Here is a 12,861-nt window from a genome sequence, read left to right as displayed (position 1 = left end):
GCCCGGCCGAGGTGCGCACAGCGCCGGGCGTGGCCCAACCATAACTCGTACGGAGGGCAAACGCCCAGCTCAGAGCGACACTGTTTACCGTGGAGGAAGCGGTGAGCCGGAGTGGACAGTGGGCAGCACGACGGCGGACGGATGCCGGGGGTCGTGCAGGATCTCCCGCCATCCGGCACGCAGAGTGATCGCCGTACCGAGGGGTTCGCCGGTGCCGGGGTTGCGCGCGTACCGGGGGTGCGCGCCGCCGGAGACCTGCACGCGCAGCCGGTGACCGGCCCCGAACCGGTGCGCCGCGGGCCACAGCTCCACCGGCACCCGGACGGCGCCGGTCCCGTCGGCGCGGAACCCGTCCGGGGTCACCCGCACCAGCCCGTCGCACACGTTCCAGGACCGGCCCCGCGCGTCCACGTCGCACAGTCGCACGAAGACGTCGAGGTGGGGCAGGTCACTTCGGACGAAGACCTCCGCCCGGACCGGCCCGACGACCTCCACCGGGGCCGGCAGGACGGCGCTGGTCCAGGTCAGCACGTCCGGGCGGGCCTCGACGGGACGGTTGTCCACCGGTCCGGCCCGTTGGGCGACGAGCAGCGGGCCGCCCAGCGACGGAGTGGGGTCGGCCGGGTCGTACCAGAAGCCGTCGGAGGCCGACTCCACCGGCGGCGCGGTGCTCAGCTCTCCGTACGGGTGAAGGTGCCACGTGGTCGGCGTCGCGGGTGGCGGCCAGTCCGGCAGGTCGCGCCACCCGCCGCCGGCTCCGCCGACGTGCACCCGCACCGGGGTCCGTCCCGGCGCCGGCCGGCCACCGAGGTGTTCGTCGAGCCAGTCGAGACCGTCGCGCAGGGCGGCCACGAAGAGCCCGGGGCTCCCGTGCGTCCACGGCCCGACGGTGAGCCGGGGTCGGGCGCCGGCGGCGCGCAGCGCCGCGAAGTCACGCAGCTGCGCCGGCAGGAAGATGTCGTGCCAGCCGCTGATCATGGCGACGGGAGCACGGACCTCCGCCAGACGGTCCCCGAAGACCCGGGTGCGCCAGTACGCGGCGTCGGGGGTGTGGTGGCGCAGCCACTCCTGGAAGAAGGGCACGGTGACGCCGGTGGCCACCCGGTCCGCCTCGGCCAGCGGCAGGTGCGCGAGCGCCGCGGCGAGCCGGGGCTGCCCGCGCTTGAGTTCCCACTGCCGCGCGAGCCAGGGCACGGTCTGCGCCTGGAGCAGCTCCGCCCAGGTGAGCACGGTGTCCAGGGCGAAGGACTCCCCCGCGTACGTCGAGTCGCGCGTGCCGGAGGCGGTCACGACCGCGACCATCGCGCGCAGCTCGTCCCCCGCGTCGGCGGCGAGGGCCCACTGGACGAAGCCCTGGTAGCTGGCACCGAACATGCCGAACGCACCGCTCCACCAGAGCTGGCGGCGCAGCCAGTCGAGGGTGTCGAGACCGTCGTCGCGCTCGTGGACGAGCGGGTCGAACAGGCCGCCGGAGCCGTGCGTGCCCCGGCAGGACTGGATCACCACGTGGTATCCCCGCTCGGCGGCGAGCCGGCCCAGCAGGCGCATCGGGCCCCCGCGCCCGTACGGGGTGCGGATCAGCACGGTGGGGGCGCCCGGCAGGTCCGGCGCGTGGTGGTCGGTGCGCAGGGCGACGCCGTCACGGACCCGGACGGGGATGTCGCGGGTCAGGGTGACCCGCCGGGTCCGGGGTGGTGGCAGCCGCAGGGCCGCCGTGGCCAGCCGGGTCGCCAGCGCCGTGAGCACGACCGGGTCAGCCGTTCGTCCGTCGCGGTGATTCGGCGCGTACGGCGTCGCGGTGCTCCCGGACCGTGGCGCTCATCGCCGTCATGAACCGGTGAACGGTCTCCAGCTCGTCGTCGGTGAAGTCGGCCATCACCGCGTCGGTGCGCCGCCCGAGCGGCTGGAAGAACTCCATGGCCACGGCGGCGCCCTGGTCGGCGTAGTGCAGCAGGACCTTGCGCCGGTCGGTGGCGTTCCGGTCGCGCCGGATGTGGCCGCCGCGCTCCAGCCGGTCGATCAGCGCGGTGACCGACCCGGACGACAGGTTGAGCTGCTCGCCGAGGCGGCCGGGGGTGATGGGGTCGCCGTGCAGCTCGGCGTCCATGACCGCGATCAGGGCCTGCAGGTCGGTGGCCCCGAGACCGTGCAGCCCGGCGAAGGCGTGGCCGACGTGCTGGGCGTCCACCGCGTACCGCCGGAGGTTGTTGGTGATATCCGCGACCAGCTGCTCACGCCGCGTGTCGCGCCGCCGGTACATGCCGTGACCTGCCACGTCCCGCCGCATCTCCTCGTCCTGGGTCCGGTTGCAGCATAACTCAGCGGTCGATAATCTCGGTTATCGAGATACTCGATGGCAGTGACATTCGTGGCTGTCGAGCGGTTTCCCGTCCAGCCCCGTGAGGAAACGTCCAGCCGGCCCTGGTCGTCGCCAGCCGCGCCCGACGGCGGGCCGCTCACCGCCGCCGACCGGGAAGCGGCCGCCGCCCGGACCGGCGACCTGAGCCGGTTCGCCGTCGGCGGGCAGGTCGCTCCCCCGCAGTTCTCCCCGGACGGAACGGTCGCGCTGGTCGCCGTGCCGCTGTCCACCGCCGGGGGCCAGGAGCAGGTCGCCGACACCGTCGACCGGCTGCTGCTGCGCGGCCTGCTCGCCCCGGCGCTGCTCGTGCTCACCGTCATCGCGTCGTTCTTCGCCAGCCTCGGGGCGGCCTGGCTGCTCTTCGACCACGTGCTGCTCGTGCGGACGGTCCTCGTGCCGGCGCTGGCGTTCGTGCTCGGCGACCGGTTCTGGTGGCCGGGCCGCGTCCGGCGGGAGGCCGGGGCGCAGGCGCCGGCACCGCGGGAGCCGGTCACCGCGCACGACTGACCGTACGGTCCTGACGGGTTGTGGCGACCGGGCCGCAACCCCTCAGTACGTGAGGCAGACGCACTCGGTCATGAGGGCGCGGACGTTGCGCACGTACTGCGGGTTGGGGATGGTGAGCGGCTCCCCCTCGCGGGCGACCGCGCCGTGCCCGTAGTTGTACGCGGCGATCACCGCGTTGAGCAGGCACGAGTCAAGCTCGGTGGTGCACAGGCCCGGGTCCAGTCGGTAGTCGGCCTCGAAGTACATGTCGCCGATGTACTTCGTCAGCCAGGCCAGGTAGTTGGCGCCGAGGTAGGCGTTGTCGCGGTAGTCGCGCACGTCGTAGCTCCGCCCGAACCGCTGGTTCATCCAGTCGGCCGTCGCGGGCATCACCTGCATCAGCCCGATGCCGCCGTCGCAGGCGACGATGTTCGACTGCCAGCCGCTCTCCTGCCAGGCGGTCGCCTTCACCAGGGGCAGCGGGATCCGGATGTCGGGAGCGGACCGCCGCCGCCCCGTGACGGACGGCACGCGGGCCGCCGGCGTCGACGTCGACCCGTCGGGTCAAGCGTCGTTGGGCCGGTCGGCGGCCGGCGCGTGGGCATCCGGCCTGGTGGCCGCGGCGGTCGCCCGGGCGCCCGGCGAGCCGCCCCCCGCCTGCTCCGGCCGCGCCGCGGCACCGGCGGCCGGTGCCCCCGCGACGGCATCCCCCGGCACGCCGACGACCGCCGCGCCCTCGACGCCTCGTGCGGGCGGCGCGTCGACGGCCCCGGGCGGGTCGGCGGCCGGCGGGGCCACGCCGACCGCCCGGTCGCGGGTCGCCCACGCCACCATGAACACCGCCGTCCAGGCCACCCCCAGCAGGAGCCCGGTGAGGGCGCTGCTGCCCGTGCTCAGGCCCAGGTAGAGCCGCGCGCCGCCGACGCCGACGACCCCGGCGGCGGCGACCGTCCACGCGGCGACCGCCACCGGCCAGCGCGCGCCCCGGGACAGCAGCCACGCGAGGGTGCATAGGCTCGCGGTGACCACCGCGTCCTGCGTCGGGAACAGGACCGGCGGCCCGGACTCGTCCGGCCGGGCCAGATCGGCGGCCGCCGCGAGCACCACCAGCGGCACGAACGCGCCGGCGGTGCCGAGCACGCTGAGCAGGTCGGCCTGCCAGGGCCGGTGCCGCCAGGCCAGCACCGCGGCCACCACCGCCACCACCACGATCAGCACCGGCCCGCGCAGCACCGACACCACCGTGAGCGTCACGTCGACGGCCTCCGGGGTGCGGCGGGCCGCGAACCAGTCGGCGATCGCGCCGTCGACCACCGCCAGGCCGCTGTGGCGGACCACGGCGCCCAGCACCCAGGCGACGGCGAGCCCGGCCAGGAAGAGCAGCAGGAGGCCGGCGGCCAGGTTGAGCAGCAGCGTCCAGCCGGGCCCGATGTGCATGGCGAGCAGGAAGAACAGCACCCCGTACCGGCCGGTGAGCCAGCGCACCGGGGGCAGTGCGCCCGCCCGGGCCAGCAGCGCCCGTACCGGGTCCGGGTTGCGGCCCAGCCAGCGCCCCGCCAGCAGCACCGCGACCACCGCGCCGAGCAGCACCAGCACCGCGCCGGTGGCCCGGCCCAGCAGGTGCGACACCGTCTCGTACGACTCGCCGGCCAGGTTGCCGGCGAGCACCGACCCACCGACCCAGGTCACCACCCCGGCCAGGTTCCACGACGCGAACCGCCGGTACGGCATGTTCGCCGCCCCCGCCAGCCGGGGCACCAGGGTCCGGGCGAAGGCCACCCAGCGGGCGGTGAACACCCCCCGGCCGCCCAGCCGGCCGAGCATCGCGTCCGCCCGGCTCCACCGCTCCGGACCGACCCGGGCGCCGAAGCGGCTCGCGCGCAGCCGCGGCCCGTACCGGCGGCCGGCGCGGAAGGCGAGTGTGTCGCCGGTCACGGCTGCGGCCACCATCACCAGCAGCGCAGGGCCGAGCCGTAACGTCCCCGCGTACGCTAGGAAGCCGACCAGCAGCAGGGTCGCCTCGCCCGGCACCAGCAGTCCGAAGATCACGGCGGTTTCCGCCGCGACGATCAGGGCGGCGACCAGGTAGATCAGCAGGGGTGGCAGACCCTGCAGTGCGGTCAGCAGGTCGTGCATCTGGCCCCCATGAACACGAGGGTCAGCATGCCAGCCGTGTGAACGGCTGGGACACAAGTTTTACCAGAGACCCGGGCCATCTGGGGGTTGACCCCGACGCGACCCCGGCAACCGCAGACAGGAGAGTATGGAGGGTATGCAGCTTCGCACCGACCTCCGCAACGTCGCCATCATCGCCCACGTCGACCACGGCAAGACGACCCTGGTCGACGCCATGTTGCGGCAGGCCGGCGCCTACGGCGCCCGTGGTGAGGTGACCGAGCGGGTCATGGACTCGATGGACCTCGAGCGGGAGAAGGGCATCACCATCCTCGCCAAGAACACCGGCGTGCGGTACATGCCGGCGGACGGGTCCGACCCGGTCACCATCAACATCATCGACACTCCCGGGCACGCCGACTTCGGCGGCGAGGTGGAGCGCGGCCTCACCATGGTCGACGGCGTCGTGCTGCTGGTCGACGCCAGCGAGGGCCCGCTGCCGCAGACCCGGTTCGTGCTCCGCAAGGCGCTCAAGGCCCGGATGCCGATCATCCTGGTGATCAACAAGGTGGACCGCCCCGACGCCCGGATCAAGGAGGTCGTGGACGACACGTACGAGCTCTTCCTCGACCTGGACGCCGACGAGGAGCAGATCGACTTCCCGATCGTCTACGCGTGCGCCCGCGACGGCATCGCCTCGCTGACCCAGCCCGCCGACGGGTCGGTCCCGCAGGACAGCCACAACCTGGAGCCGCTGTTCCGCACCCTGCTCGACACGATCCCGCCGCCCGCGTACGAGGAGGCGGCGCCGCTCCAGGCGCACGTCACCAACCTCGACGCCTCGCCGTTCCTGGGCCGGCTCGCGCTGTGCCGGGTGCGGCAGGGCACGATCGCCAAGGGCCAGACGGTGGCCTGGTGCCGCACCGACGGCAGCACCCAGCGGGTCCGCATCTCCGAGCTGCTGATGACCGAGGGCCTGGAGCGCAAGCCCGCCGAGTCCGCCGGGCCGGGCGACATCATCGCCGTCGCCGGCATCCCGGAGATCATGATCGGTGAGACGCTCGCCGACGCCGAGGACCCGCAGCCGCTGCCGCTGATCACCGTCGACGAGCCGGCCATCTCGATGACCATCGGCACCAACACCTCGCCGCTGGTCGGCCGGGTCAAGGGCGCCAAGGTCACCGCCCGGATGGTCAAGGACCGCCTCGACAAGGAGCTGATCGGCAACGTCTCGCTGCGGGTGCTGCCCACCGAGCGCCCCGACGCCTGGGAGGTGCAGGGCCGCGGTGAGCTGGCCCTGGCGATCCTGGTCGAGCAGATGCGCCGCGAGTCGTACGAGCTGACCGTCGGCAAGCCGCAGGTCGTCACGAAGGAGATCGACGGGAAGACCTGCGAGCCGGTGGAGCGGCTGACCATCGACGCCCCGGAGGAGTACCTGGGCGCGATCACCCAGCTCCTCGCCACCCGCAAGGGCCGGATGGAGCAGCTCGTCAACCACGGCACCGGCTGGATCCGCATGGAGTGGCTGGTCCCGGCCCGCGGCCTGATCGGCTTCCGCACCGAGTTCCTCACCGAGACCCGGGGCACCGGCATCCTGCACCACGTCTTCGAGTCGTACGAGCCGTGGTTCGGCGAGCTGCGGACCCGCAACAACGGCTCCCTGGTGGCCGACCGGTCCGGCGCCGTCACCGCGTTCGCCATGACCAACCTGCAGGAGCGCGGCCAGCTCTTCGTCGAGCCCGGCACCGAGGTGTACGAGGGCATGATCGTCGGGGAGAACTCCCGCTCCGACGACATGGACGTCAACATCACCAAGGAGAAGAAGCTCACCAACATGCGCTCCTCCACGGCGGACGAGACCGAGAAGCTGATCCCGCCGCGGAAGCTGTCGCTGGAGCAGGCCCTCGAGTTCTGCCGCGAGGACGAGTGCGTCGAGGTGACCCCGGCGGCGGTCCGCATCCGCAAGGTGGTGCTCGACCAGACGCGGCGGGCGCGCACCGCCGCCCGCCGCAAGCACGCCGGCTAGGGTCTGCCCTGCCGGTCATCTGTCGGCAGGACAGACCCCGAGCGCCGCAAGGGGCCCCGCACCGCGTCCGTCGTGGTGCGGGGCCCGTTCGCACCGCTACCCTCGGCGGGTGATCTTCGACGGGCTCGACGCCCACCTCGACCGGGTGCCCGGCACCGTGTCCGCGTACGTGGCCCGCCTCGACGCGCCTCCCACCTGGACCCGGCACGCGGACGCGACCCACTACGCGGCCAGCACGATGAAGGTCGCCGTCCTGGTGGCGCTGCACCGCGCCGCCGAGGCGGGCCGCGTCGACCTCGACGCCCCCGTCCCGGTCCGCAACGAGTTCGACTCCGCGCTGCCCGGTGCGCCCCGCTTCTCCTGCGCGCAGCACTACGACAACGACGACGCCGTCTGGGCCCGGGCCGGCGGCAGCGCACCCCTGCGCTGGCTCGCCGAGCGCATGATCACCCGCTCCAGCAACCTCGCCACCAACCTGGTCATCGCCCACGTCGGCCTGCCGGCCGTGGCCGACGTCTGGGCCCGCGCCGGAGCCCGGCACAGCGTCACCGGCCGCGGCATCGAGGACTTCGCCGCCCGCGACGCCGGCATCACCAACCTGGTCACCGCCGCCGACCTGGCCGCCCTCCTCGGCGGCCTGGCCCGCGGCACCGCCCGGCCCGGCCCGCTGGCCGCGCCGGAGAGCTGCGTCGCGATGCTCGACACCCTCACCGCCCAGGAGCACCGCGAGGACCTCGCCGCCGGCCTGCCCGCCGGCACGCGCATCGCCCACAAGAACGGCTGGGTCCACGGCGTCCGCCACGGCGCCGGCGTCGTCCACCCCGACGACGCGCCCCCGTACGTCATCGCCGTCTGCACCACCACCGACCTCGCCGACGGCGGACCGAGCGGCGAGGAGATCGAGGACGACGCCTGCCGCCTCATCGCCCGCATCTCCCGCGAAGTCTGGAACGCCCGCCACCACCTCGTCGCGGAATAGCCCCCGCCCAACCCCCGCGATCATGCAGTTTCGGCCCTCGATTCGCGGCGTATGCGACTCATGTCCGGGCAGAAAGTGCAAGATCGCGGGGAGTGATGCTGGCCGGGGCGCCCCGGTGCCGCCTACGCTGCTGCCCACCCCGCCGCGAGGAGCACCCATGCCGTCCCGTCGTGTCCTGCTGGCCGCGTTCGCCGTCGTGACCGCCGCGAACCTGCTCGCCAACGCCACCGGCAGCGCCACCGGTGAACTGCTGACCAAGCCGCTGCTGATGCCGCTGCTCGCCGCGTACCTCTGGCGGGCCGGCACCGACCGCGGCGCCCAGCCCGACCGGCTGGTCCTCGCCGCGCTGGCCTTCTCCACCGGCGGCGACGTCGCGCTGCTCGGCGACGGCGACGCGGCCTTCCTCGCCGGGATGGCGCTGTTCCTCGCCGCGCACGTCTGCTACATCAAGGCCTTCACCCGGGGCGGCGCCGCCGCCGCGCTGCGCCGCCCGCCGCTGGTCTTCGTCCCCCTGGGGTACGCCGTGCTGACCGTCGCCGCCCTCGCCTGGATGTGGCCGGGGCTGAGCGACGCCGGCCTGGCGATCCCGGTCGCCGGGTACGCGGTGGCCCTGGCCACCATGGCGAGCACCGCCGCCGCGCACGGTTGGCGGGTCGGCCTCGGCGGCGCGCTCTTTCTCGGCTCCGACCTGCTCATCGCCACCGGCGTCGCCGAGGTGGGAACCCTGCCCGGCCCGCCCATCTGGGTGATGGCCACCTACGCGGCCGGTCAGGCCCTCATCGTCACCGGCTGGGCCGCCCGCCCCACCGCTCCCGCACCGGTCACTCCAGCAGCCGCGCCCGCAGCGCCGTGACCAGGTCGTCGTTCACCCCGAGCCCGTCCCGCAGGTACGCCCCGAACGACCCGTGCACCCGCCGCACCTCCTCGTACGCGGCGTCGAGGTACTCGTCGCGGACCTCCAGCACCGGGCGTACCGCGTCGACGTCCAGCTCCGGCTGCCGCCGGTGCATCGCGGTCAGGATCACCTCGCGCAGGCTCTCCGTCAGTGGGTTGTTGGCCAGGTAGTCGGCGCGGATCGTCGCCTCGTCCACCCCGAGCGCATGCAGCAGTACCACCGTCAGCCAGCCGGTGCGGTCCTTGCCCGCCGAGCAGTGGTAGAGCAGCGGCAGATTGTCCGCCTCGGCCGCCAGCCGCACGGCCGTGCCGAACCCGACCCGCGCCGACTCCCCGGTCACGAACCACCGGTAGATCGCCGCCATCGCCGCCGGCGTGCCCTGCACGGCGAGCTCCGCGTACGCCCCGAGGTCGTGCCCCAGCAGCACCGCGGACACGTACGTGAAGACCGGGTGCGCCGCGTCGTGCACCGGCAGGTGCACCACCCGCGGGTCCCCCGGCAGCCGGTCCGGCGGGGCGACCGCCTGCTCCGAGGCGTCCCGCAGATCCACCACGCACGACGGCCCCAACTTCGCCAGCACCGGCAGGTCCTCGTCGGTCAACCGGCCCAGCGCCGGGGTGCGGATGAGCACCCCGCGGCGCACCCGCCGCCCGTCCGCCCCGACCAGTCCGCCGAGGTCACGCGCGTTCGGCGCGCCCACCAGATCCCACTCCCGTGCCCTCATGCCGCCGCCCCACCGCGCGCGGCGGCGCCCCGCGGCACCAGTGGGCTGTGCGTGATTCGCTCGCTCATCCGGCCTCCCCATCGCCTGCCCGTCCCCCTATAGGGTGCCCGACATGACGATCACCGCGGTACGCACCCACCGGCTCTCCGCGCCCCTGCACACCCCGTTCGTCACCGCGCTGCGCCGCACCACCACGGTCGACACCCTCGTCGTGGAGGTCGTCGACGCCGACGGGCGCCGCGGTTTCGGCGAGGCCCCGCAGGTGTGGCAGGTGACCGGGGCGTCGGTGGCCGGCTCCGAGGCGTGTGTCCGCGAGGTGCTCGGCCCGCTGCTCACCGGTCGGACCCCGGACGACCTGGTGGCCCGGTGCACCGAGGTGGGGAGGGCCGTCGCCGGCAACGAGGCCGCCAAGTCGGCCGTCGACGTCGCCCTGCACGACCTGGCCGCCCGGCGGCTCGGCGTACCGCTGGTGCGGCTGCTCGGGGGCACGGCCCTGCGCGTCCCGACGGACGTCACGCTCGCCGCCGGCGACGCGGTGGACCTCGCGGCCGCCGCCCGGGCGCGGCGGTCCGAGGGCTTCGACGTGCTCAAGCTCAAGGTCGGCACGGACGCCGCCGGCGACCTGGACCGCGTCCGGGCGGTCCGCTCCGCGGTCGGCGCGGGGGTCCGCATCCGGCTCGACGCCAACCAGGGGTGGACGCCCCGCGACGCCGTCCGGGTGATCCGGGGCATCGAGGACGCGGGACTGGACGTCGAACTGGTGGAGCAGCCGGTCCCCCGGTGGGACCTGGACGGCCTGGCCTGGGTCAGCGAGCGCGTGTCCACGCCGATCCTCGCCGACGAGGCGGTCTTCGGCGCCCGGGACCTGGTGGAGGTGATCCGCCGGCGCGCCGCCGACCTGGTCAACGTCAAGCTCGCCAAGTGCGGCGGCCTGCACGCCGCCCGTACGCTGCTCGACCTGGCCGTCGCCCATGGCATGGGCACGGTGGTCGGGTCCATGATGGAGACCCAGGTCGGCATCGGCGCGGCGGCCAGCCTGGCCGCCGCGTACGGCACGACGGCCGTCCCGGACCTGGACGCGGCGTGGTGGCTGGCCTGGTCGCCGGTGCGCGGCGGCCCCCGGTACGAGGGCGCGTCGGTGGTCCTGCCCGACGCCCCGGGCCTCGGGATCGAGGCACTGGCTGAAGTAAAGGTTCAGCCACGCGGTTGATCTCTGGCGGAAATTTTCATAGGGTCGCGGCAGCGGGCGGCGCGACCTGGGGGTGGACCGTGGAGCTGCAAGCGGGCCGCGAGGCCGTCGTCCGGGTCGGCGTCGCCACCCTGTGGGCCTCGCCCGAGGCGGTACGCACGGTCGACCGCCCCGCCCTCGCCCCCCGCACCGACATCGCCGCCTGGATCGCCGGCATGGACGCCGACCAGCAGGTCGGCGACTGCGTGCTCAGCCAGCTCCTCCTCGGCGAGCGGGTGCTCGTGACCGAGCTACGTCCGGGCGGCTGGGCGCACGTCGTCGCCGTGGAACAGCCCGCCAAGCTGGACCCGCGCGGCTACCCCGGCTGGCTCCCGGCCGGGCAGCTCACCCCGGCGACCGCGCTCCCCGACACCGACCCGCTCGTCGTGGACGCCACCGTCACCGCCCTGCACGCCACGCCCGACGGCCCGGTCCGGCTGCCCGGCGTCGTCCTCGGCACCCGGCTGGCCACCGCCGGCCCGGTCGTGGACGGCTGGCGACCGGTGCACGCCCCCGGCCACGACGCGCCACTGTGGATCCCCGACCGGCACACCGCCGCCGTTCCGGACGCCGCCCCCACGGCCGCGGAGGCGCTCGCGGTCGCCCGCCGCCTGCTCGACGTCGTGTACGTCTGGGGCGGCGTCTCCACGTACGGCATCGACTGCTCGGGCCTGGTCCACCTGGCCTGGCGGCGCTTCGGCGTACGGCTGCCCCGCGACGCCGACGACCAGGCCACCGCCACCACGCCCCTGCCGCCCGGCAGTGAGCGCCCCGGCGACCTCTACTTCTTCGCCCGCCCCGGGCGGGGCATCCACCACATCGGCATCGTCACCGCCGACCCGCGCCCCGGCGACGACCGTCGCATGCTGCACGCCTGCTACCGGCAGCGGCGCGTCCTGGAGGAGCGGCTGCCCGCCGACCGCACCGCCACCCTGGTCGGCGCCCACCGGGTCTGACCCCGTACGAACGACGGCGGGGGCACCCCCACCGGAGCGCCCCCGCCGTCACCGACGTCTCAGCCGCGGGCCTTGACCAGCTCCCGGCGGCGGTCCCGGGACGACTTGACCAGGCTCGCCACGGTGGCCGCCAGCAGGGTGCCGAGGATGACCGTCAGCGACAGCCAGATCGGGATGTGCGGGGCCCAGGCGACGTGCTCGCCGCCGTTGATGAACGGCAGGTTGTTGTCCGCGAGGGCCTCCAGCACCAGCTTCACGCCGATAAAGCCGAGCACCACCGCGAGGCCGTAGCTGAGGTAGATCAGGCGGTCCAGCAGGCCGCCGAGCAGGAAGTAGAGCTGCCGCAGACCCATCAGCGCGAACACGTTCGCGGTGAACACCAGGTACGGCTCCTGGGTGATACCGAAGATCGCCGGGATCGAGTCGAGCGCGAAGATCAGGTCGGTCGTGCCGATCGCGATCATCACGATCAGCATCGGCGTGAACAGGCGGCGGCCGTTCTCGTGCGTGGTGAGCTTCGCGCCGTCGTAGTCCCGCGAGATGGGCAGCGCCCGGCGGCTCCAGCGGATCAGCACGTTCTCGGTGAACTCGTCCTCGTCCGGCTCGCCCTGCCGGGCCAGGTTCACGGCGGTGTAGATGAGGAACGCGCCGAAGATGTAGAAGACCCAGGAGAACTGGGAGATCAGGGCCGCACCGGCGGCGATGAAGCCGCCACGCATGACCAGCGCGAGCACGATGCCGATCAGCAGCACCTTCTGCTGGTACTGCCGCGGCACGCCGAAGCGGGCCATGATGATCACGAAGACGAAGAGGTTGTCCACCGAGAGGCTGTACTCGGTCAGCCAGCCCGTGTAGAACTGGCCCGCCGCGCTCGGCCCCGAGGCGAGCCAGACACCGGCGCCGAAGATCAGAGCGAGGGCGACGTAGAAGCCGACCCACATGCTCGACTCGCGCACACTGGGCTCGTGCGGGCGCCGACCGATGATCAAAAGGTCGACGAGCAGGATGGCGGTGAGTGCGACGAGCGTCCCCGCCCACACCACTCCGGACACGTCCAAGGTTCATTCCTCCGGCAGACACGCAACGTCCGGCA

Annotated in this window: 10 protein-coding genes and 2 pseudogenes; 6 read left to right on the top strand and 6 right to left on the bottom strand. The window is 74.0% G+C overall.

The features are described from left to right. Positions 1–84: 84 nt before the first annotated feature. Positions 85–1,746, bottom strand: coding sequence for a CocE/NonD family hydrolase (locus HCJ94_RS10570; RefSeq protein ID WP_168000798.1), 1,662 nt, complete (start codon positions 1,744–1,746; stop codon positions 85–87). A gap of 7 nt (positions 1,747–1,753) precedes the next feature. Beyond that, complete coding sequence (locus HCJ94_RS10565) at positions 1,754–2,260, bottom strand: MarR family winged helix-turn-helix transcriptional regulator (RefSeq protein ID WP_168000884.1); 507 nt, start codon at positions 2,258–2,260, stop codon at positions 1,754–1,756. A gap of 270 nt (positions 2,261–2,530) precedes the next feature. On the opposite strand from HCJ94_RS10565, the pseudogene HCJ94_RS31450 reads away from it, so the two are divergent. Beyond that, positions 2,531–2,866, top strand: a pseudogene (locus tag HCJ94_RS31450) (hypothetical protein); the annotation flags it as partial. A gap of 42 nt (positions 2,867–2,908) precedes the next feature. Here the strand turns inward: HCJ94_RS31450 and HCJ94_RS10555 are convergent. Both HCJ94_RS10555 and HCJ94_RS10550 read right to left on the bottom strand, forming a co-directional pair. Next, the gene (locus tag HCJ94_RS10555) at positions 2,909–3,376 is read right to left on the bottom strand and encodes a lytic transglycosylase domain-containing protein (RefSeq protein WP_168000797.1); all 468 of its coding nucleotides are present in this window, start codon (positions 3,374–3,376) and stop codon (positions 2,909–2,911) included. A gap of 201 nt (positions 3,377–3,577) precedes the next feature. Beyond that, a pseudogene (locus HCJ94_RS10550) lies at positions 3,578–4,981 on the bottom strand (DedA family protein); the annotation flags it as partial. A gap of 136 nt (positions 4,982–5,117) precedes the next feature. Between HCJ94_RS10550 and typA the strand changes: the two are divergent. From typA to HCJ94_RS10535, 3 genes are all read left to right on the top strand, one after another. Beyond that, the gene (typA, locus tag HCJ94_RS10545) at positions 5,118–6,986 is read left to right on the top strand and encodes a translational GTPase TypA (RefSeq protein ID WP_168000795.1); all 1,869 of its coding nucleotides are present in this window, start codon (positions 5,118–5,120) and stop codon (positions 6,984–6,986) included. A 109-nt stretch (positions 6,987–7,095) separates the two neighbouring features. Beyond that, the gene (locus HCJ94_RS10540) at positions 7,096–7,965 is read left to right on the top strand and encodes a serine hydrolase (RefSeq protein WP_168000794.1); all 870 of its coding nucleotides are present in this window, start codon (positions 7,096–7,098) and stop codon (positions 7,963–7,965) included. Between the two features lie 157 nt (positions 7,966–8,122). Next, positions 8,123–8,818: a lysoplasmalogenase gene (locus HCJ94_RS10535; RefSeq protein WP_168000793.1), complete on the top strand. Its 696-nt coding sequence runs from the start codon at positions 8,123–8,125 to the stop codon at positions 8,816–8,818. On the opposite strand, the gene HCJ94_RS10530 is transcribed toward HCJ94_RS10535, so the two are convergent. After that, the gene (locus HCJ94_RS10530; protein ID WP_168000792.1) at positions 8,787–9,584 is read right to left on the bottom strand and encodes a tyrosine-protein phosphatase; all 798 of its coding nucleotides are present in this window, start codon (positions 9,582–9,584) and stop codon (positions 8,787–8,789) included. The two genes, HCJ94_RS10535 and HCJ94_RS10530, sit on opposite strands and share 32 nt — an antisense overlap. A gap of 112 nt (positions 9,585–9,696) precedes the next feature. On the opposite strand from HCJ94_RS10530, the gene HCJ94_RS10525 reads away from it, so the two are divergent. Beyond that, positions 9,697–10,794 carry a mandelate racemase/muconate lactonizing enzyme family protein gene (locus HCJ94_RS10525; protein ID WP_168000791.1) on the top strand — a complete coding sequence of 366 codons (1,098 nt, stop codon included), beginning with the start codon at positions 9,697–9,699 and terminating at the stop codon, positions 10,792–10,794. Positions 10,795–10,853: 59 nt separating this feature from the next. Continuing rightward, positions 10,854–11,768, top strand: a complete 915-nt coding sequence (locus HCJ94_RS10520; protein ID WP_168000790.1) for a C40 family peptidase — start codon at positions 10,854–10,856, stop codon at positions 11,766–11,768. Positions 11,769–11,827: 59 nt separating this feature from the next. On the opposite strand, the gene HCJ94_RS10515 is transcribed toward HCJ94_RS10520, so the two are convergent. Next, entirely contained in the window at positions 11,828–12,826 is a 999-nt protein-coding gene (locus tag HCJ94_RS10515; RefSeq protein ID WP_168000789.1) for a TerC family protein, read from the bottom strand. Positions 12,827–12,861 lie beyond the last annotated feature (35 nt).

This window comes from Micromonospora thermarum (assembly GCF_012034245.1).
Taxonomy (GTDB): domain Bacteria; phylum Actinomycetota; class Actinomycetes; order Mycobacteriales; family Micromonosporaceae; genus Micromonospora; species Micromonospora thermarum.
Note: the sequence above shows the minus strand (reverse complement) of the source record. Positions and strands in the feature narration are given on the sequence as shown.